The sequence below is a fragment of the Salinivibrio siamensis genome (assembly GCF_001996005.1).
GTDB classification, from domain to species: Bacteria; Pseudomonadota; Gammaproteobacteria; order Enterobacterales; family Vibrionaceae; genus Salinivibrio; species Salinivibrio siamensis.
On the sequence record NZ_MUFB01000014.1, the window covers coordinates 35,486 to 55,043 of the forward strand.

Sequence of the window (19,558 nt, forward strand, 5' to 3'; positions counted from 1 at the left end):
GCCTCCTACTCAAGCCTTACAGGTTTTTCGCTTTTTCGAGCACTTCTTCGATGCTACCGCAGTACAGGAATGCCTGCTCTGGGATGTCATCGTACTCACCACTGAGCAGGCCTTTGAAGCTTGCAATGGTATCTTTTAGCGAAACATAAACACCTGGCTGGCCGGTGAAGACTTCGGCGACGTGGTAAGGCTGCGTCAAGAAACGCTCAATCTTACGTGCACGTGCAACCGTCAGCTTATCTTCTTCAGACAGCTCATCCATACCTAGGATAGCAATGATGTCTTTCAGCTCTTTATAACGCTGAAGGACAGACTGCACGCCACGAGCCACGTCATAATGGTCTTGACCAACCACCAATGGGTCCAACATACGTGAGGTTGAATCCAGTGGGTCAATCGCCGGGTACATACCCATCGACGCGATGTTACGCGACAATACAACCGTTGCATCCAAGTGGGCAAAGGTGGTGGCGGGTGACGGGTCAGTCAAGTCATCCGCAGGAACGTAAACCGCCTGTACCGAGGTGATAGAACCGGTACGGGTTGAGGTAATACGCTCTTGCAGCACACCCATCTCTTCAGCCAGTGTTGGCTGGTAACCTACTGCCGATGGCATACGACCCAACAGGGCAGATACTTCGGTACCGGCAAGGGTGTAACGATAGATGTTATCGATGAACAGCAGTACATCACGGCCATCATCACGGAATTTTTCCGCCATGGTTAGGCCAGTCAGTGCGACACGCAGGCGGTTACCTGGTGGCTCGTTCATCTGACCATAGACCATGGCCACTTTTGACTCTTCGGGATTCTCAATGTTTACAACACCGGCTTCCTGCATTTCGTAGTAGAAGTCGTTACCCTCACGAGTACGCTCACCGACACCAGCGAATACAGACAGACCTGAGTGTTGCAGTGCGATGTTGTTGATAAGCTCCATCATGTTAACGGTCTTACCGACACCCGCACCGCCAAACAGACCGATTTTACCGCCTTTGGCAAACGGACAGATAAGGTCGATAACCTTAACGCCGGTTTCCAAAAGCTCGGTCGCGCTCGACTGATCTTCATAGCTTGGCGCTTCACGGTGGATAGAGTAACGCTCTTTCTCACCGAGATCGCCACGCTCATCAATCGCGTCACCCAAGACGTTGACGATACGCCCCAGCGTGGCTTCACCCACAGGGACTTCGATTGCTTTACCTGTATTTTCTACTTCGATTCCACGACGCAGACCATCAGATGAGCCCATTGCGATGGCACGGATAACGCCACCACCAAGCTGCTGCTGAACTTCCAGCACCAGACGCTCGCCTTCACGTTTCACATTCAACGCATCGTATACCTTAGGTACGGCGTCTTGTGGAAACTCTACGTCGACTACCGCACCGATGATCTGAACGATCTTACCTGTAGCCATCGTTATTCCTCTAAACTAGTTCGTTAACCCTTGCCTTTACACCGCGCTTGCGCCAGAAACAATTTCTGACAACTCTTGGGTGATTGCAGCCTGACGGGCTTTGTTGTAAACCAATTGCAGATCATCAATCAGATTCCCCGCATTATCGGTCGCAGCTTTCATTGCCACCATACGTGCCGCTTGCTCACTGGCGAGGTTCTCTACCACACCTTGATACACTTGCGATTCGGCATAGCGAACCAACAAGGTATCGAGCAACGGCTTCGGCTCAGGTTCATAGATATAATCCCAAGCGTGGCTGCGCTGCATCTCCTCGTCGTCTGACTTTGGCAAAGGCAGCAATTGATCGATCACTGGGGTCTGCACCATGGTGTTTTCAAACTTATTGAAAACCAGGTACAAGCGGTCCAGCTCACCTTCATCATATTTTTTCAGCATCACCCCAACAGTACCGATGAGGTCTTCCAGTACTGGGGTGTCACCCAGGCCAGAAGTTTGTGCCACTACATTGCCGCCGTAGCTGTTAAAGAAAGCGGTGGCTTTCGCCCCAACCAGTGCCATGTCGATTTCGGCACCTTTTTGGCTCCAGCTTTCCATATCGTTGATGACACTTTTGAACAAGTTAATGTTCAGGCCACCACACAGTCCGCGGTCAGTAGAAATGATGATGTAACCAACGCGCTTGGCTTCCCGCTCTTCCAAATAGGGATGGCGGTACTCCAAGTTACCCAGTGCAAGATGACCGATCACTTTGCGCATAGTGACAGCGTATGGACGTGACGACTCCATGGCTTCTTGCGTTTTACGCATTTTGGAGGCTGCCACCATTTCCATCGCTTTAGTGATCTTCTGTGTGTTTTTCACACTTCCGATCTTATTACGAATCTCTTTTGCGCCGGCCATAGTTACTCTCCATTAGTGGGCGACCACCGAAGTGGTCACCTACGTGTTACCAAGTCTGGGTCGCTTTGAAGTCATCCAACAGCTTTTTCAGCTGTGCTTCAACGTCATCGTTGTAAGCACCAGACTCTTCAATTTGAGCAGCCAGGTCAGCGTACTGGCTCTTCGCAAAGGCCAGTAGGGAACGTTCAAAGTCACCGATCTTGTTCAGCTCAACGTCTTCCAAGTAGCCTTTCTCAGCCGCAAAGATCACCAACGCCTGCTCAAACACAGACATAGGTGCATATTGCATCTGCTTCATCAGCTCGGTCACTTTCTGACCGTGATCCAATTGCTTCTTGGTCGCGTCATCCAGATCAGAAGAGAATTGCGCAAAGGCCGCCAATTCACGATATTGTGCAAGGGCTGTACGAATACCGCCTGACAATTTCTTCATGATCTTGGTTTGTGCAGAACCACCCACACGCGACACCGAAATGCCTGGGTCAACCGCTGGGCGAATACCCGCGTTAAACAGCTCGGTTTGTAGGAAGATCTGACCGTCGGTGATCGAGATAACGTTAGTCGGTACGAACGCCGATACGTCACCGGCTTGGGTTTCAATGATAGGCAGCGCCGTCAATGAACCGGTTTTGCCTTTCACTTCACCTTTAGTGAACTCTTCCACATAGTGGGCGTTAACACGTGCCGCACGCTCAAGAAGACGTGAGTGCAAGTAGAAAACATCACCCGGGAAAGCTTCACGGCCCGGTGGACGGCGTAGCAATAGTGAGATCTGACGGTATGCAACAGCCTGTTTAGACAGGTCATCGTAGACAATCAGCGCATCTTCACCGCGGTCACGGAAGTACTCACCCATTGCACAACCCGCGTAAGGCGCGAGGTACTGCAATGCTGCGGCTTCAGACGCTGATGCCACCACCACAATGGTGTTTTTCAGTGCATCATGTTCTTCCAGCTTGCGCACCACGTTAGCAATGGTCGAGGCTTTCTGACCAATCGCCACATAGATGGAGTAGATACCCGAGTTTTTCTGGTTAATGATCGCATCGATCGCCAACGCCGTTTTACCGGTTTGGCGGTCACCGATGATCAGCTCACGCTGGCCTCGGCCGATAGGGATCATCGAGTCAACCGCTTTGTAGCCGGTTTGCACTGGCTGATCAACGGATTGACGTGCGATAACACCTGGGGCGATCACTTCGACTGGCGATGTGGTTTTTGCCTCAATAGGGCCTTTACCATCAATCGGCTCACCCAGGGTGTTTACCACGCGGCCCAATAGTTCAGGACCTGTTGGTACTTCAAGGATACGGCCTGTGCCGGTCACCTTCATGCCTTCTTGCAGGTCCGAGTAAGGACCCATCACAACCGCACCCACTGAGTCACGCTCAAGGTTCAATGCAAGTGCATAGCGGTTGCCAGGCAGTTCAATCATTTCACCTTGCATCGCATCAGCAAGGCCGTGAATGCGAATGATACCGTCGCTGACTGACACGATGGTACCTTCGTTGCGCGCTTCACTCACAACGTCGAATTTCTCGATGCGTTGTTTGATCAAATCGCTAATTTCCGTGGAATTAAGTTGCATGCTCCAATTCCCCAAATCAAGACTGCAATGCATCGCTCAGGCGGCGCATACGGCCACTTACTGAGTTATCGATGACCAAGTCTCCAGCTCGAATAATAACCCCGGCAACCAGGGTTTCGTCTACACTACAGTTCAGCTTTACTTTGCGCTCAAGACGCGCGGCGAGCTTGTCACTGATGGCTTGTTGTTGCTCTTCGGAAAGAGCCGTCGCTGAAATCACTTGAACTTCAACTTCTTTTTCCAGTTCCAAACGCATCGCGAGGAACTGCTCACAAACCTCAGGAAGAGCTTTTAAGCGCTTGTTTTCAGCCATCACCTTAATCAGGTTTTGACCAAAATCATTGAGCTGATCACCGCCAACTGTGATGAACATCTCTGCCAATGTGTCAGCAGAGAAAGAGGCATCCAACATATGTTGAACACGTTCATCACGGGCAATCTCAGCAGTAAAGGCGAGCATTTCAGCCCATTGAGCTAACTCGCCTTTTTCTACCGCAAAATCAAAGGCTGCTTTCGCGTAGGGGCGAGCGAGTGTTGTCAGTTCAGACATTGCTGCCCCTCCTTGTTACAGTTCTGCAGTGATTTTATCGAGAAGATCTTTATGAGCATTCTCGTCAATAGAGCGCTCAATAATTTTCTCGGCACCAATAACAGCGAGCGATGCAACTTGCTTACGCAGCTCATCGCGAGCACGGTTACGCTCGGCTTCTAGCTCGGCTTTACCCTGATTGAGGATATTGTCGCGCTCAGCAGCCGCTTCTGCACGTGCCTCATCGAGGATTTGTGCTTTGCGCTTATTGGCCTGCTCGATAATGTCAGTTGCGTTGCGCTTCGCTTCTTTCAATTGATCAGAAGCATTCGCCTGGGCCAAATCCAGGTCTTTGGCGGCGCGATCAGCCGCCGCGAGACCGTCAGCGATTTTTTTCTGACGTTCTTCAATCGCTTGCATCAATGGTGGCCATACATATTTCATGCAGAACCACACAAAGATAGTGAACGCGATTGCCTGGCCTAGCAGAGTTGCGTTGATATTCACAACGGCGCCTCCTTAATCATAAGCTAAAGGGTCTGTTCAGCTATTAGCCAGTTTACAGTTGACCTACGAATGGGTTCGCGAACGTGAACAGCAGTGCGATTACGATACCGATCATTGGAACCGCATCAAGAAGACCCGCGATGATGAACATCTTAACTTGCAGCATAGGAGCCATCTCAGGTTGACGTGCTGCACCTTCAAGGAATTTACCACCCAGCAGGGCGAAACCAATCGCAGTACCAAGGGAAGCAAGACCTACAATGATGCCCACGGCAATTGCAGAAAAGCTCAATAAAGTTTCCATCACTATCTCCAGTTTTCGTTGTCGGCTTTGAGCCAATAATGACTAACAAATTGCTTTCTAAAAAATGTCATCAATGATCTGAGTCTTCGTGTGCCTGCGAGAGATACACGATGGTCAACATCATAAAGACAAAGGCTTGAATCGTAATGACTAGAATGTGGAATATTGCCCACGGCACAGAGCCCAGCCATTGCGCCCACCACGGCAACAACGCCGCGATAAGAATAAATACCACCTCACCGGCAAACATGTTACCGAACAGACGCATCCCGAGTGAAATAGGCTTCGCCAGCAGCGAAACTATCTCCAACAGGAGGTTGAACGGAATCATGATAGGGTGATTGAACGGGTGTAGCGCCAGCTCTTTGGCAAAGCCACCCACACCTTTAATCTTGATGCTGTAGAAAATCATCAAGAAGAACACGCCCAGCGCCATCGCAAGGGTGATATTTACGTCTGCAGTTGGCACCACTTTCAAGTAAGGAATGCCTAACCAGTGTTCCGCCGGATACGGTAGAAAATCGATAGGGATTAAGTCCATCGTATTCATCAAGAATATCCAGACGAAGATAGTCAGGGCCAAAGGTGCGATCAGTGGATTTCGTCCATGGAAGGTTTCGCGGACGTTGTCATCAACGAACTCAACCAAGATCTCAACGAAGCACTGAAACTTACCCGGGACACCTGTCGATGCTTTCTTTGCCACCGATCGGAAAAGGCCTAGGAAGACAATACCGATGAGGACAGAGAAAAACAGGCTATCAATGTGAACCGCCCAAAACCCCTCACCGCTTGACAAGTGTGTCAGGTGGTGAGTGATATAGCCAGACGGTGTAAGCGCATCACCTGACGCAGCCATAACTCATCCTATTTGTTGTTGTTAATGAATAAAACTGGCGCGAGGATATTAACCCCTAATGCCAGCAAATAGGCCAGTTTGAGGGGAAGCAATTCCACCTCGACATACAGGTAAGCAAGGACAAACAAGACGACAGTCAGTGAAATTTTCAACACTTCACCGCTAAAGAAGGACGCGACTACGAATTTCGCAGCTCTTGCCCCACTAAAAAGGAAAGCACACGCCGCAAAGGCAGCATTGGCAACCACAAAGATGCCTCCACCGATTAGCGCGGATTTTCCCCAGTCGACACTGATAGCAAGCGCCATCACGATTGCCGTTGCTAATACGACGCCAGCTTGCAAAAGCACCAATTTTGTCGCGATTTCACGACCCGGCCGCGCGAGCGTCGATACCATGTATTTGTTCCTCGATTCCGTTCCACTTAGCACTGTTGCCGTGCTGGGAAAACAGCAAAAATTATACGTTTCGCCCCAACTAATGCAATCGCATCGATGTAAAAAAGCGGGGAAAATTTTACAACAGAGTAACCTGATCACAGTAAGCGCTTTTATGTAACAAAAAGCGAATGGCATAGGTCACATTTCTTCGTCGAAAATTGCAAGAATTTGCGCTAATTTTTCAGATTCTTCAAAATTAATCACCAATTTCCCACTACCGTTTTTCTGTTGTGTTAACGCGACACTGGCTCCTAGCTTATCGCCAAGTCGTTGCTGGAGCGCTTCGACTTCAGGTGATAATTTAGGCTTTTCCGTTTCAACAGGAGGCGAAAGCATCTTTTTTACTAGTTTTTCTATCTGGCGAACCGTCATCTTTTTATTGACGGCGGTCAGCGCCGCATCGATTTGTGCGTCGCCTTCGAGCGCCAGCAGGGCACGTGCGTGACCCATCTCGAGTTGTTTGTTAAGCAGCAGTTGCCGCACTCCGGACTCCAATCCATTTAACCTAAGTAGATTACTAATGGTGGCCCGAGATTTACCGAGTGACTCCGCCAACTGTTGGTGAGTCAGTTCAAATTCGTCAACTAAGCGCGCGAGAGCCTGAGCTTCTTCCATCGCATTCAGGTTCTCGCGCTGGATATTCTCAATCAAGGCGACCGCACTGGCGACCTTATCGCTCATCTCGCGCACCAAGCAGGGGACATTGTTAAGCCCTGCTTGCTTAGCGGCACGCCAGCGACGCTCACCGGCAATGATTTCATAGCGCCCGGCTGCCACTTGACGGACAACCAAAGGCTGAATAATACCTTGCGCGCGGATGGACTCGGTTAACTCTTCCAGTGCCTCCTCAGCCATATCTTGACGTGGCTGATACTGACCTGGCTCCAACGCAGTAACGGGTAACTGCTGTAATTCGCTGTTACTCGTATTGGTGGACTCAGGGGAAGCTTGGGTGGATGACTGTGCATGTGCACTGGTCGCCAACAAGGCATCCAGGCCCTTTCCAAGACCGCGTTTCGCTGAATTCATTGTTTTCCTCAGGCATTGACAGCGTCTGGCGAGGAGCGTGCTTGCTCTTCGCGACGCAGGATTTCACCCGCAAGGGCGAGGTAGGCTTTGGCACCGCTCGATAATTTGTCGTAGTACATGGCGGGTCGGCCATGACTTGGCGCTTCCGCAAGCCGCACGTTGCGAGGAATCACGGTACGATACACCTTATCACCGAAGTGTTTTTTGATCTGATCCGATACTTCGGTCGCTAATCGGTTACGCGGATCGTACATGGTGCGCAGCACCCCTTCCACGTGAAGCTCAGCATTGACCACACTGGCAAGCTTGCTGATGGTATCCATCAATGCCGTTAATCCCTCCAGGGCAAAGTACTCACACTGCATGGGAACCAACACAGAGTTGGCAGCGGTCATTGCGTTAATAGTCAGCAAGTTGAGCGAAGGTGGGCAATCAATAAAAATATAATCATAGCGATCCACCACCGGCTCAAGCATGGTGCGCAGGCGAACTTCGCGAGCGAATACTTCCATCAGCTTAATTTCAGCGGCGGTCACGTCGCCATTGGCGGCAATCAGGTGATAGCTGCCTGCCGTGTCTTCCACCACGACTTGCTCAAACGGTGTGTCTTCAATTAAGAGGTCGTAGGCAGTGGCATGCACATCGTATTTATCCACCCCACTGGCCATGGTCGCGTTGCCCTGTGGGTCTAAATCAATCAGTAGCACTTTGCGATTGGTGGCAGCCAGTGACGCTGCAAGGTTGACACTGGTGGTGGTTTTCCCCACGCCGCCTTTCTGGTTTGCTACCGCGATAACTTTACCCACGTGCTCTCGACCTCTATTCGTTACTCTTTGCTCTCAAGATTACTAGATGACGCGCCCCTTCCAATCCCGGTACCTTCAAAGCTTTGATATCGGTCACAGAACAAGCAGCAGGCAAGGCATCCAGCTCCTGCTGGTCCACTTGCCCTTTCAGCGCGTAAAATTGTCCCTCAGCATGAGGAAGATGTTGGCACCAGCTCACCATGTCGTTCATGGAAGCAAACGCCCGGCTCAAGACGCCATCAAAGCCATTATCGGGGATAAAGTCCTCGACGCGGCTTTGTACCGGCGTGACATTGTCTATTTCTAGTTCGTGCAACACTTGGCGAATGAAGCGGATCCGTTTCCCTAAACTGTCTAGTAAGGTGAAGTGTTTATCCGGATTCGCAATAGCCAGAGGAATACCTGGTAATCCTGGACCTGTCCCCACATCGATAAAATGATCGCCGTCAAGATGGGGGGAAACAACCAAACTATCAAGAATATGTTTCACCACCATGTCTTCAGGACGACGGACAGATGTCAGGTTGTACGCCTTGTTCCATTTATCCAACAGGCGCACATAGGCAAGGAGCTGAGCCTGTTGTTGTGCAGACAAAACCAGGCCTGCTTTGGCAAGCCCTTGTTGTAGTTGTGATTCCATTTATGCCCCTTTCTTCAACATGCCTTGTTTTTTCAAGTGCACAAGCAAAATGGAGATGGCAGCGGGTGTCACACCAGAAATGCGAGACGCTTTGCCCACGGTTTCCGGGCGTGCATCGGCAAGCTTCCCTTTCACCTCATTGGACAAGCCTTTGATTTGCTCATAATCGAGGTCTGTTGGCAGTGTCGTATGTTCATGACGCTGCGACTTGGCGATTTCATCCTGCTGACGGTCGATGTAACCGGCATATTTCACTTGGATCTCCACTTGCTCACTGGCTTGCGTGTCTTGATGGGCCGGCCCAAAGGTCGGTAACGCCACAATATCTTGATAACGCAGCTCGGGACGACGCAGCAAGTCTTCGCCATTGGCTTCACGTGCTAAGGGGGTTTTCAGCATAGCGTTAAGCGCAGTAACATCGTCCGAATGTGGATGGATCCAAGTCCCACGCAGGCGCTGACGCTCTTGCTCCATGTTTTCCATTTTCTGATTAAAACGCGCCCAGCGAGCATCGTCGACCAAACCAAGCTCGCGCCCTTTTTCGGTTAAGCGCATATCAGCATTGTCTTCGCGCAATAGTAATCGATACTCGGCACGAGAGGTAAACATGCGGTAAGGCTCTTGGGTGCCCATGGTGGAGAGATCGTCGATCAACACGCCCATATAGGCTTGATCGCGACGTGGGCTCCAGCCTTCTTTGCCTTGAGCTTGTAATGCTGCGTTACACCCAGCGAGCAAACCTTGCGCCCCGGCTTCTTCATAACCGGTGGTACCGTTAATTTGTCCCGCAAAAAATAACCCGTCGATAAATTTGGTTTCTAGCGTTTGTTTGAGATCGCGAGGATCAAAGAAATCATACTCGATCGCATAGCCAGGGCGGATCACTTTGGCGTTTTCAAACCCTTTGATCGACTGGATAATGCCCATTTGCACATCAAACGGCAAGCTGGTGGAGATGCCATTCGGATACAACTCATTGCTGGTCAATCCTTCTGGTTCCACAAAGATTTGATGTTTGTCTTTGTCGGCAAACCGCATCACCTTGTCTTCAATCGACGGACAATAACGCGGCCCAATACCTTCAATCACGCCAGAATACATCGGACTACGAGAAAGGTTTTCGCGGATGACGTCGTGCGTTCTTTCATTGGTGTAGGTGATATAGCACGGGATTTGTTGCGGATGCTGCTGGACATTTCCCATGAATGAAAATACCGGGCAAGGGGTATCACCATGTTGGGTTTGCATCACTGAAAAATCGACCGAGCGTGCGTCAATGCGCGGAGGTGTGCCGGTTTTCAGTCGATCAACGCGAAACGGTAATGCACGTAAGCGATCCGCGAGTTTGTTTGACGGCGGATCACCGGCACGTCCACCGGCGTAATTATCCATACCGATATGGATTTTCCCACCCAAAAAGGTTCCGACCGTTAGCACAACCGTGGTCGCGCTGAACTTCAGCCCCATTTCTGTTTCTACGCCTGTAACACGATCCTGCTCGACGATCAGGTCGACCACCGCTTGTTGAAACAAAGAAAGGTTTGGCGTGTTCTCCAAGGTATGACGTATCGCCGCTTTGTAAAGTGCGCGATCTGCTTGAGCTCGTGTCGCGCGTACCGCCGGTCCTTTAGATGCATTCAGCGTTCTAAATTGGATCCCGCCTTTGTCGGTGGCTTGCGCCATGGCACCACCCAGGGCATCAATTTCTTTTACCAGGTGTCCTTTCCCGATCCCACCAATCGCAGGGTTACACGACATCTGTCCCAAGGTGTCGATATTATGGGTCAACAACAGTGTTCTTTGATTCATCCGGGCAGCAGCCAGTGCCGCTTCGGTACCAGCATGGCCACCACCCACAACGATGACGTCAAAGTGATCCTGGTAAAACATGATTAAAGCCTCAACCTGGTTAAGTGTTTGCGCATGAACTAAGCAAAAGGGGCGACATTCTAGCGCTTTTTCTGCCAAGGGGGAACCAAACCTTGATCCGGATCGTTAGAGCGCATTGGCTTTATATATATAAGATCTTTATATAGATCCTTTGTTAGATCTACTATTAGGGAAAGGGATCTTAGTGGATAACTAAAAAAAGATCATAGAGATCAAGGATCTTGAAACGATCACTTTCTGTGGGTGGCCTTGGATCCGATCCTGTATCACCTGGGATCAAAATGGGTGGTTATCCACATAGGAGGCAGGGGATGAAAAGTATTAAATGGATAACTAAAGGAAGATCACTGGGTTATTCCTTAGTTATCCACAGTTAGGTTGGTTGTTTTTTGTTCACTTGAGCGCGTGAAGTTGTGGTTCCCAGTCTGTTAACCAGCGTTCGGCTTCATCTTCAGGGACCGGATGCGCTTGAATATCGATATCAATGCGCTCACCGACTTTGATTGCGCCCAAGTCTTGTAATAAAGCATCTGCTTTCATGCCTGCTTCGCAAAACGTGTCGTAGCTCGAGTCCCCAATCCCGACCACGCCATAGTGAACGTCGCGTAGCATCGGGCGCTCGGTGATCAGTTGTTCCATTAAGGGAGCGATGCTGTCTGGAAAGTCCCCTGCGCCATGGGTTGACGTGACGATCAATAGGGTAGAGGCACCGAGCACATCATCAATGAGCCCCTCGTTGACCACTTGAGGGTGATGGCCTTTTGCTTGCAAGAGATCTGCGAGATGATCGCCGACATACTCAGCGCCACCTAGGGTACTGCCGGTAATAATAGTGATAGTTGCCATGCTTTCCTCATCGTTAAGGTATTCATCCCTAGTATTTTGACCTTACCTCAAGGAGTCAATCTCCGCTTAAACCGCTTGGCTAGCCGTCATCTGGCTAAGTTGACAGACACATTGGTTGCCGCCCGCTTGTTTCGCCTCCGTCATGGCTTGGCAGGCTTGGTCAATTAACTCGATCGCTTTACCGTTTCCGGAAAAGTGCTGAACGATGCCTATCGAGGCGGTGAATGCATGGGCGCCGCCATGAAAGGTAAAGGGGGTCTCTGCGATGGCGTGATAACATTTAACCGCCCACTTTGGGGCATCGGCGCAATCATTTTCTTTGAGCATGACTAAAAACTGATCGGCGTGAGTGCGGCTAAGTAGGGCATCGCGTGGTAGATGACGGTGAAGTAAGCCGGCCAGGAACTGTAAGCTTTGATCACCAATAGAGTGGCCATGTTGCGTATTAAAATGCTGAAAATTATCAATATTAATGCAAAGGATTGCGATCGGCTTGTCGGTCGATGATTGGCACTCCGTGCTCAGTCGGCGATAAAACTGGGTTGCATTCCATGTTTGCGCTAGGGGCTCGCGCTGAATGTACTGCCGTGCCTGCCGGTTGAGGGTGTAGAGATCATGGAGATAGAAGTCCATTAAAATCACTGATAAGGCAATAAATATCAGGACAACGCTAAGGTAAATGGTTTTGCTGTTTAGGGTGGAAAGGTTTACCAAGGGGTCGGGTGTGGGTAATACCTGGATGGAAAACATTAAGCCGATGGCTGTCAGTGATAGCCCGTAACGCGCCAGACGCTCATTGGGGTCAAACAGCAATAAGACGATAGTGGGCGAGACCAGTAACAAGAGTTCGTTCTGGCTTTGTGCCGCAAACACCCAGTAAGACATGATGAACTGCTGGGCAAAAAACATGAAAAAAAGGTAGTACCGAGCGATATACCAGCGTCCTGACCACATCAACAGCCAGGTTGCCGCGTACAAAAAGGCGTAACTGACGTTGTGCCAAGCCGCGATCGGGGTTTGGAAAGCAAGCCAGTACATGGTGGAGAAAATGATCGTGCCAACCACGCAGATCACCGTGAGTAGATTGGTCATGCGGATCTGATGCCGCATCAGTTGATTATGTTCACTCAGGCCTATTGATAAGATCGGGTTAAAACTTGCCAGCATAGTACCTCCATCCACACCTCGTTAAAGCGTAGCTGATCATGGTGAAAACTACGTGGATAACTTACGATCGAATAACGAGGATAAAGGGGATCAGGCGAGGTATTACAAGGGATCCTTAGTAGAAGGATCCCGTGATCAGGTTGGGGATAATTACTTCCCGATGCAGAATGAAGAGAAAATTTTCCCCAGCAAATCATCGGCACTGAACTCACCGGTGATGGTATTGAGGTGTTGCTGAGTGAGGCGTAACTCTTCTGCTAAAATCTCGCCGGCCATATAACCTTCTAGCTGCGCCTGACCGATGTCCAAGTGATGTGCGGCATTAGCAAGAGCATCGAGGTGACGGCGACGCGCCATAAATCCGCCTTCACTGCCGCCGGCGTAGCCCATACAGGCTTTGAGGTGCTGACGTAATGCGTCCATGCCTTCGCCCGTTTTGGCACTTAAGCGGATGAGTGCGGGATCATGGTTACTATCGTGTCCCATTGGCTCGCCGGTCATATCGACTTTGTTGCGGATCACTGTCATGCCCATCGCTTTAGGTAAACGTGAAACAAAGTCTGGCCAAATTTCCGCAGGATGAGTGGCGTCGGTAGTGGTGCCATCGACCATAAATAAAACGCGATCGGCTTGCTCAATTTCATCCCATGCCCGCTCGACACCAATACGTTCGACCTCATCAGCGGTATCGCGTAGCCCTGCCGTATCAATAATGTGCAAAGGCATACCGTCAATATGAATGTGCTCACGCAAGACATCTCGAGTCGTACCGGCGATATCCGTGACAATCGCGCTATCTTTCCCTGATAAGGCGTTTAATAAGCTTGATTTTCCGGCGTTGGGGCGGCCTGCGATCACCACTTTCATTCCCTCACGCATAATCGCCCCTTGGTTGGCTTCTTTGCGCAGTGTGGCGAGGTGCTCGATAATCTGCGTGAGATCGCTGGCGACTTTGCCATCAGAGAGAAAGTCGATTTCTTCATCGGGAAAGTCAATTGCGGCTTCAACGTAAATACGCAGGTGAATCACTTTTTCCACCAGCGCATTCACCTGACTAGAGAAGGCGCCTTGCAGCGATTGCAAGGCCGAGCGGGCGGCCTGCTCGGAGCTGGCATCAATCAAGTCGGCAATGGCTTCAGCTTGGGCTAAATCCAGTTTGTCGTTTAAAAACGCGCGTTCGGAGAACTCACCGGGTCGTGCGGCACGCACCCCAGAAAAGGCACTGATACGCTGAATAAGCATGTCCATGATCACTGGGCCACCATGGCCTTGCAGTTCAAGCACATCCTCGCCTGTGAACGAATGAGGGCCTTTAAAGAATAAAGCAATGCCCTGATCGATAGGTTGACCCTCTTGGTCGAGAAAGGGCAAATAATCTGCACGACGAGGCGCCAGATCACGTCCCGTCATTTTTGTACCAATCTCATGGGCGAGCGGGCCAGACACGCGGACAATCCCTACGCCGCCGCGGCCAGTTGCAGTGGCTTGTGCCACGATAGTGTCGGTTTGAGCCATAGTGCACACTCTTTATTTGAATTACAGGCCTTTAGGCCATAAACGACAAAAAAGGCGACCGCCGGGTCGCCTTTTTATTATTACGTGACGCGGCCTGAGTTACGAGCGTGAATGCAGGCCTTTTTTCTCCAACGACTTGTAAATCAGTGTCTGTTGGATAAGCGTGACCACGTTCGATACCAGCCAGTATAGAACCAGACCGGATGGGAAGAACAAGAAGAAGAACGTAAAGACCACAGGCATAAAGGTCATGATCTTCTGCTGCATCGGATCGGTGACCGTGGTGGGGCTCATCTTCTGAATCAAGAACATGGATGCACCCATCAACAGCGGCAGCACATAGTATGGGTCTTGTGCCGACAAGTCTTGAATCCAGCCAAAGAATGGCGCATGGCGCAATTCTACCGACTCCATCAGTGCCCAGTACAAGGCAATAAAGATCGGCATTTGCAGAACCAATGGCAGACAGCCACCAAGCGGATTGACCTTCTCACGCTTATAGAGCTCCATCATCTCTTGGCTCATGCGTTGACGATCGTCACCGATACGCTCTTTCATTTCTTGCAGTTTAGGCTGCAGCATGCGCATTTTCGCCATCGAGGTGTACTGCGCTTTAGTGAGCGGGTACATGGCGCCACGCACGATGAAGGTTAGCATGATGATGGCCAGACCCCAGTTCCCCACAAAGGTTTGAATGGTGGAGAGCAACCAGTGCAGCGGTTTAGCGATAAACCATAGCCAGCCGTAGTCGACCACCAAATCCAGGCTTGGTGCCACCGCGGCCATTTGTTCTTGCAGTTTCGGACCGACCCACAAGGTTGCTGTCAGCGTCTTGCTGGTGCCAGCGGCAATGGTATCGCGGGTCTTGGTTTGGATATAACCGTATTGCGCCGTGGTACGGGTGCTCAGCACATTATTGTCCGCCCGTGGGATCCACGCGGCGGCAAAGTAGTGCTGGATCATCGCGGCCCAACCTTGGTTAAACGTCACGTTCAGGTTTTTGCTTTGCATATCATCAAAGCTGTACTTTTCGTAACGCTTGTCGTCAGTGGAGTAGGCGCTACCGCGATAGGTTGGCATGGTCAAGCTGCCGCCATCGTCCAGCAAGTTTTGCTTTAGCTGGGTATACATGGTGACACTGGCATTGTTGTCGGTTTGGTTGTTGATAGTGTGTTCAACATCCACCGCATAGCTACCACGCTCAAACACGAAGGTTTTGGTATAGGTAATGCTATCTTTCTCAACCGTCATTGGCACTCGTAAGGTGTCTTGATCGTCTGAGAGCGAGAAGTTGTTTTGCGTCACCTGGTATTGTGCGCGACCCTCAGCCGTATCGATGCCGTTGGCACCAATTAAGCCGCTTTGTGCCACAAAGGTATGATCAGGTTTGCTGTGCAACAGCGTGAAGGCGTTGTCAGAATCCAGCTCCGCATCATATTGCGGGAGCTCGGCGTGGACAACATCACCGCCTTGCGTATCAATTTTCAGTGTTAAAACGTCAGTGTTGATGGTGACAAGCTTGTCAGAGACAGGCTGTGCATCAAGAGACGTGGTATCACCGTCATTGCTGCTTGGCACGTCACTGTGAGTGGTTTGCTGCTGCTCAACGCCCTGTCCCTGCGGTTGCGGGGAGTCTGGTTTGTTCCATTCCATGTAAAGCATGAAAGAAACGAACAATAGGGCAATCAACAGGATATTGCGTTGGGAATCCATTGTTAATTGTCTCTGTTATGGTGGTCGCAAGGCGGCACAGGATCGTAACCGCCATCATTCAAAGGGTGGCATTTTAATAGACGTTTGCCTGCCAACCAACACCCTTTTATCACACCATGGGATTGAATCGCCATGATGGCGTAGTGAGAGCAGGTTGGTGTAAACCGGCATCGTGGTCCAATAAGTGGACTTATAACCAGTTGGTATCCCCGAATCAGCGCGATGAGCGCTTTTTGCGCGGCGGTCGCGACAAACGTTGCCATAACTTGTCCAATTCGTCTCGCAGCGCTTGATTGCTTAGGTTGTTAGCACTTTTTTTCGCGATCACCACAAAGTCTTTCGCCGGCAGTTGATGTTGACGTAAGCGAAAGCTTTCGCGGACCACACGTTTAAAGCGGTTGCGATCAACAGCAAGTTTGATTTGCTTTTTCGGTACAGCTTGACCGAGACGTGGATGGCCGAGTGGGTTGTTTCTGGCGAGTATAGTTAAGTGCGGCGAACCGGCGCGATGCGGTTGCTGGAAGACGGCACTGAAATGTTCGGGAGTTAGCAGACGTAACTCCCGAGGATAAGCGAGCTTATTCACAAATCACTGCGGATTATTTAGAAAGCTGCTTGCGGCCTTTCGCACGGCGAGCGGCAATGACCTTACGGCCGTTCTTAGTCGCCATGCGCGCACGGAAACCGTGAGTGCGCTTACGCTTTAGAACTGAAGGTTGAAAAGTGCGTTTCATGGTTTCTACCTTTATTACTGATCAGTGTTAGGTTTGTTAACCCGACGTGGGAGGGTAGCACTAGGCTTGACTCCGACGCCTCTCAACAAAGAGGGCGGATTGTAGCTATTGACTAACGATTAGTCAATCACTAACCGACGCCACTCCGGGCGGTGAATTATAAGCACTTGGGCACAGATCGCAAGGATCGATCCCCAAGCGATCGTTGACTAGGGGATGATCCCGACTTGATTCAAAAACTTATGCAAACGGGGATCGTCGCATTGGTTAAATAACCAATCCGGTGTCCCTTGGGCAATAATATGGCCGTCGTTCATAAATACCACCCGATCCGCCACATCGCGAGCGAACTGCATTTCATGGGTGACCACCAGCATGGTTTGGTGGCGAGTGGCGAGCTTTTTCATCAACGCCAACACTTCGCCAACCCACTCTGGATCGAGGGCTGATGTGGGCTCATCAAACAGCAGCAGCTCAGCCTCCAGCGCCATCGCCCGGCCGATGCCAACCCGTTGCTGTTGTCCACCCGATAAAGAGGCCGGGTAATGATCCCCTTTATCGCCAAGCCCAATATCATCGAGAATTTGCTGGGCACGCTCACGGGCTTTGTCTTTCGCCCATCCCTTAACGGTGCGCAGCCCTTCGGCAATGTTGTCACGGGCATTGAGGTGAGCAAATAACGCATAATTTTGGAAAACAAAGCCAGTTTGACGCCGCAACGCCAGAATATCCTGCTTACGGGTGGCCATATTGCCGCTATCAACGCGTTGTTCCCCGATTTCGATGATCCCTTGCTCGGCACGCTCGAGAAAATTAATGCAACGCAATAAGGTCGATTTACCGGTGCCGCTAGGACCAATAATGCAAACTATTTCGCCTCGGTCGATAGTGAGGTCGATGCCGTCGAGCACCGCAACGCCTTGATAGATTTTTTTTAGCTTTTCTATCTTTATCATCGTTGATACGCCTTATTAAGGTGTGCCTCTGCCCAATACTGAACGCGTGTTAATGCCACAACCACGGCCCAATAGATGAGTGCCACCGCTAAGTAAGCTTCAAAGAACTTGAAGCTGGATGACGCTTCCATTTGCGCCTGTGCCATGATTTCCGCGACCCCGAGCGTAAAGGCGAGTGACGTGGCTTTAATCATATCAATGAAGTAGTTCATCAACGATGGCAGGGCAATACGCACCGCTTGCGGCAAGATGATGCGTTGCATCGCTTGGCGGGTGGTCATGCCCACCGCCAGACTGGCTTCCATCTGGCTGCGATCCACCCCGGTAATGGCGGCGCGGATTGACTCGGCCATGTACGCAGAAAAATGCAGACTGATTCCGATCACTGCGGCGGTAAAGGCTTCCATTCCCACTAAGGCGGGGATGACCTGAGGGAGACCGTAATAAAGTAGAAACAGTTGCACCAATAGCGGGGTGCCACGGAAGAAGCTAATAAAGATCTGTGCAATACCATTGAGCCCTGGGATGCGAAACACGCGAATCAAGGCTATCGCCACTGCCAAGGCGAGGGCGAAGATGAGGCCCAGTACAGCCATCTCCATGGTGATCCCCAAATAACGCAGCAGCAGGGGAAACAAGGAGGCCATGTAATCAAAATCGAACGCCATGATTGACCTTTAAACAAAAAAGCCCGCCTGCGCGGGCTTATTAAATGAAAGTAAACACTTACTTTTTAGTGATATCGCCACCGAACCATTTGGTTGAGATATCCGCCAAGGTGCCGTCCTCACGCATCGCGTTTAGCGCAGCATTGACTTCATCACGTAAGCGTTGACCACGCTCTGAGTCGACAAACGGCCATGCATTAGCAATGGTTTCAAAAGGTTGTCCAGCTAATTGTAGGGGCAGACCTGACTCTTTGATCAATTGTAGCGCGGAGAGGCGATCCATAATAAAGGCATCAGCACGACCCAAGGCCACATCGTGTTCAATCCCGGTTTCGTAGGTTTTGATGTTGATATCATCAGCGGCTGGGTGTTCACGCAACAGTTGTTCAAAGTTCGAGCCTAAGTTAACGGCCACGGTTTTACCCTTCAGATCGGCGACCGAGTTAATGGCATCATTACCTTTACGAACCGTGATTTGTGCGCCGTCCACCACATACGGGTCAGTGAATAGATATTTCGCTTGGCGCTCATCGGTGATGGTGATTTGGTTTGAAATGGTGTCGATACGGCCGGTTTGTAACAGACCAAACAGTCCTGAGAAGTTAGCGGTGACATACTCCACATCGTAGTCGTTGCGCTCGCCAATCTCATCCCACAAATCGACTTCGAAACCTTGTAGCTGGTCTTGTTTAACAAACGTAAACGGAAAGTAGCGGCCAGACATGCCCACTTTTACTGTTTCAGAAGCAAAGGCGGGGGCAGTGAGAATCATGCTCACGCTGAGCAGGGCGTTGATGAACCATTTAGTCATGAAAAGCTCCGTAGTAACCACATCGATATTGATAAGGTGCGTAATATAGAGGGTGGCAGTGGCAGGCGAGAAATACCTTCTTGTTATGAGTAATAACTTATTCACCGAAGTTGTCGTGTAATTCCTGGGATAAACCCCACATTGATCAAAATTATGCACAAGGAAAGAACAGGATCATTGGCCAATCTGATCCTATTCTTGTGAGTAAAACATGGGTTTGCTGTGGCGATCTC

22 protein-coding genes are annotated in these 19,558 nt (G+C 50.5%); all 22 read right to left on the reverse strand.

Annotated features, from left to right (window positions below):
* Positions 1-16: 16 nt before the first annotated feature.
* Positions 17-1,420 carry a F0F1 ATP synthase subunit beta gene (gene atpD / locus BZG73_RS08990; protein WP_046074863.1) on the reverse strand — a complete coding sequence of 468 codons (1,404 nt, stop codon included), beginning with the start codon at positions 1,418-1,420 and terminating at the stop codon, positions 17-19.
* Between the two features lie 36 nt (positions 1,421-1,456).
* Positions 1,457-2,323, reverse strand: a complete 867-nt coding sequence (atpG, locus tag BZG73_RS08995; protein WP_046074862.1) for a F0F1 ATP synthase subunit gamma — start codon at positions 2,321-2,323, stop codon at positions 1,457-1,459.
* A gap of 46 nt (positions 2,324-2,369) precedes the next feature.
* Positions 2,370-3,911 carry a F0F1 ATP synthase subunit alpha gene (gene atpA, locus BZG73_RS09000; RefSeq protein WP_077579390.1) on the reverse strand — a complete coding sequence of 514 codons (1,542 nt, stop codon included), beginning with the start codon at positions 3,909-3,911 and terminating at the stop codon, positions 2,370-2,372.
* A gap of 16 nt (positions 3,912-3,927) precedes the next feature.
* Positions 3,928-4,461, reverse strand: coding sequence for a F0F1 ATP synthase subunit delta (atpH, locus tag BZG73_RS09005; protein ID WP_046074860.1), 534 nt, complete (start codon positions 4,459-4,461; stop codon positions 3,928-3,930).
* A gap of 15 nt (positions 4,462-4,476) precedes the next feature.
* Positions 4,477-4,947, reverse strand: a complete 471-nt coding sequence (atpF, locus tag BZG73_RS09010) for a F0F1 ATP synthase subunit B (protein ID WP_046074859.1) — start codon at positions 4,945-4,947, stop codon at positions 4,477-4,479.
* 52 nt (positions 4,948-4,999) lie between these two features.
* Positions 5,000-5,251, reverse strand: a complete 252-nt coding sequence (atpE, locus tag BZG73_RS09015) for a F0F1 ATP synthase subunit C (protein WP_025672872.1) — start codon at positions 5,249-5,251, stop codon at positions 5,000-5,002.
* A 70-nt stretch (positions 5,252-5,321) separates the two neighbouring features.
* Entirely contained in the window at positions 5,322-6,110 is a 789-nt protein-coding gene (gene atpB, locus BZG73_RS09020; RefSeq protein WP_077607318.1) for a F0F1 ATP synthase subunit A, read from the reverse strand.
* A gap of 8 nt (positions 6,111-6,118) precedes the next feature.
* Positions 6,119-6,508, reverse strand: coding sequence for a F0F1 ATP synthase subunit I (locus BZG73_RS09025; RefSeq protein ID WP_077607317.1), 390 nt, complete (start codon positions 6,506-6,508; stop codon positions 6,119-6,121).
* Positions 6,509-6,688: 180 nt separating this feature from the next.
* The gene (locus BZG73_RS09030; RefSeq protein WP_046074856.1) at positions 6,689-7,579 is read right to left on the reverse strand and encodes a ParB/RepB/Spo0J family partition protein; all 891 of its coding nucleotides are present in this window, start codon (positions 7,577-7,579) and stop codon (positions 6,689-6,691) included.
* 8 nt (positions 7,580-7,587) lie between these two features.
* Positions 7,588-8,385: a ParA family protein gene (locus tag BZG73_RS09035; protein ID WP_046074855.1), complete on the reverse strand. Its 798-nt coding sequence runs from the start codon at positions 8,383-8,385 to the stop codon at positions 7,588-7,590.
* A 13-nt stretch (positions 8,386-8,398) separates the two neighbouring features.
* Positions 8,399-9,025, reverse strand: a complete 627-nt coding sequence (gene rsmG, locus BZG73_RS09040) for a 16S rRNA (guanine(527)-N(7))-methyltransferase RsmG (RefSeq protein ID WP_077579391.1) — start codon at positions 9,023-9,025, stop codon at positions 8,399-8,401.
* Positions 9,026-10,915, reverse strand: a complete 1,890-nt coding sequence (mnmG, locus tag BZG73_RS09045; protein ID WP_046074895.1) for a tRNA uridine-5-carboxymethylaminomethyl(34) synthesis enzyme MnmG — start codon at positions 10,913-10,915, stop codon at positions 9,026-9,028.
* A 393-nt stretch (positions 10,916-11,308) separates the two neighbouring features.
* The gene (gene mioC, locus BZG73_RS09050; protein ID WP_046074853.1) at positions 11,309-11,761 is read right to left on the reverse strand and encodes an FMN-binding protein MioC; all 453 of its coding nucleotides are present in this window, start codon (positions 11,759-11,761) and stop codon (positions 11,309-11,311) included.
* Positions 11,762-11,827: 66 nt separating this feature from the next.
* Complete coding sequence (locus tag BZG73_RS09055) at positions 11,828-12,928, reverse strand: GGDEF domain-containing protein (RefSeq protein ID WP_077668135.1); 1,101 nt, start codon at positions 12,926-12,928, stop codon at positions 11,828-11,830.
* 150 nt (positions 12,929-13,078) lie between these two features.
* On the reverse strand, positions 13,079-14,443 hold the full coding sequence (gene mnmE, locus BZG73_RS09060; RefSeq protein ID WP_046074852.1) for a tRNA uridine-5-carboxymethylaminomethyl(34) synthesis GTPase MnmE: 1,365 nt from the start codon (positions 14,441-14,443) through the stop codon (positions 13,079-13,081).
* Positions 14,444-14,542: 99 nt separating this feature from the next.
* Positions 14,543-16,156: a membrane protein insertase YidC gene (yidC, locus tag BZG73_RS09065; RefSeq protein WP_077668136.1), complete on the reverse strand. Its 1,614-nt coding sequence runs from the start codon at positions 16,154-16,156 to the stop codon at positions 14,543-14,545.
* Between the two features lie 2 nt (positions 16,157-16,158).
* Positions 16,159-16,419 carry a membrane protein insertion efficiency factor YidD gene (yidD, locus tag BZG73_RS09070; protein ID WP_077456636.1) on the reverse strand — a complete coding sequence of 87 codons (261 nt, stop codon included), beginning with the start codon at positions 16,417-16,419 and terminating at the stop codon, positions 16,159-16,161.
* Positions 16,371-16,742 (reverse strand): ribonuclease P protein component, encoded by a 372-nt coding sequence (rnpA, locus tag BZG73_RS09075; protein WP_046074850.1) that lies wholly within the window; start codon positions 16,740-16,742, stop codon positions 16,371-16,373. The genes yidD and rnpA overlap by 49 nt, the downstream gene beginning before the upstream one ends.
* Positions 16,743-16,755: 13 nt before the next feature.
* On the reverse strand, positions 16,756-16,890 hold the full coding sequence (gene rpmH, locus BZG73_RS09080; RefSeq protein WP_025672864.1) for a 50S ribosomal protein L34: 135 nt from the start codon (positions 16,888-16,890) through the stop codon (positions 16,756-16,758).
* Positions 16,891-17,099: 209 nt separating this feature from the next.
* Complete coding sequence (locus BZG73_RS09085; RefSeq protein ID WP_046074849.1) at positions 17,100-17,846, reverse strand: amino acid ABC transporter ATP-binding protein; 747 nt, start codon at positions 17,844-17,846, stop codon at positions 17,100-17,102.
* Entirely contained in the window at positions 17,843-18,514 is a 672-nt protein-coding gene (locus BZG73_RS09090; RefSeq protein ID WP_046074848.1) for an amino acid ABC transporter permease, read from the reverse strand. Before BZG73_RS09090 ends, BZG73_RS09085 begins: the two co-directional genes overlap by 4 nt.
* A gap of 58 nt (positions 18,515-18,572) precedes the next feature.
* Positions 18,573-19,325, reverse strand: a complete 753-nt coding sequence (locus BZG73_RS09095; RefSeq protein WP_046074847.1) for an amino acid ABC transporter substrate-binding protein — start codon at positions 19,323-19,325, stop codon at positions 18,573-18,575.
* Between the last annotated feature and the right edge of the window lie 233 nt (positions 19,326-19,558).

Bases quoted from the DNA above. Each gene is read 5' to 3' on its own strand.
- mnmE (WP_046074852.1), bottom strand. From the start codon at position 14,443: ATGGCTCAAACCGACACTATCGTGGCACAAGCCACTGCAACTGGCCGC.
- atpG (WP_046074862.1), bottom strand. From the start codon at position 2,323: ATGGCCGGCGCAAAAGAGATTCGTAATAAGATCGGAAGTGTGAAAAAC.
- BZG73_RS09025 (WP_077607317.1), bottom strand. From the start codon at position 6,508: ATGGTATCGACGCTCGCGCGGCCGGGTCGTGAAATCGCGACAAAATTG.
- BZG73_RS09085 (WP_046074849.1), bottom strand. From the start codon at position 17,846: ATGATAAAGATAGAAAAGCTAAAAAAAATCTATCAAGGCGTTGCGGTG.
- yidC (WP_077668136.1), bottom strand. From the start codon at position 16,156: ATGGATTCCCAACGCAATATCCTGTTGATTGCCCTATTGTTCGTTTCT.
- mnmG (WP_046074895.1), bottom strand. From the start codon at position 10,915: ATGTTTTACCAGGATCACTTTGACGTCATCGTTGTGGGTGGTGGCCAT.
- mioC (WP_046074853.1), bottom strand. From the start codon at position 11,761: ATGGCAACTATCACTATTATTACCGGCAGTACCCTAGGTGGCGCTGAG.
- BZG73_RS09055 (WP_077668135.1), bottom strand. From the start codon at position 12,928: ATGCTGGCAAGTTTTAACCCGATCTTATCAATAGGCCTGAGTGAACAT.
- atpD (WP_046074863.1), bottom strand. From the start codon at position 1,420: ATGGCTACAGGTAAGATCGTTCAGATCATCGGTGCGGTAGTCGACGTA.
- BZG73_RS09090 (WP_046074848.1), bottom strand. From the start codon at position 18,514: ATGGCGTTCGATTTTGATTACATGGCCTCCTTGTTTCCCCTGCTGCTG.
- rsmG (WP_077579391.1), bottom strand. From the start codon at position 9,025: ATGGAATCACAACTACAACAAGGGCTTGCCAAAGCAGGCCTGGTTTTG.
- rpmH (WP_025672864.1), bottom strand. From the start codon at position 16,890: ATGAAACGCACTTTTCAACCTTCAGTTCTAAAGCGTAAGCGCACTCAC.
- BZG73_RS09095 (WP_046074847.1), bottom strand. From the start codon at position 19,325: ATGACTAAATGGTTCATCAACGCCCTGCTCAGCGTGAGCATGATTCTC.
- atpA (WP_077579390.1), bottom strand. From the start codon at position 3,911: ATGCAACTTAATTCCACGGAAATTAGCGATTTGATCAAACAACGCATC.
- atpB (WP_077607318.1), bottom strand. From the start codon at position 6,110: ATGGCTGCGTCAGGTGATGCGCTTACACCGTCTGGCTATATCACTCAC.
- yidD (WP_077456636.1), bottom strand. From the start codon at position 16,419: ATGGCAACGTTTGTCGCGACCGCCGCGCAAAAAGCGCTCATCGCGCTG.
- atpH (WP_046074860.1), bottom strand. From the start codon at position 4,461: ATGTCTGAACTGACAACACTCGCTCGCCCCTACGCGAAAGCAGCCTTT.
- BZG73_RS09030 (WP_046074856.1), bottom strand. From the start codon at position 7,579: ATGAATTCAGCGAAACGCGGTCTTGGAAAGGGCCTGGATGCCTTGTTG.
- atpE (WP_025672872.1), bottom strand. From the start codon at position 5,251: ATGGAAACTTTATTGAGCTTTTCTGCAATTGCCGTGGGCATCATTGTA.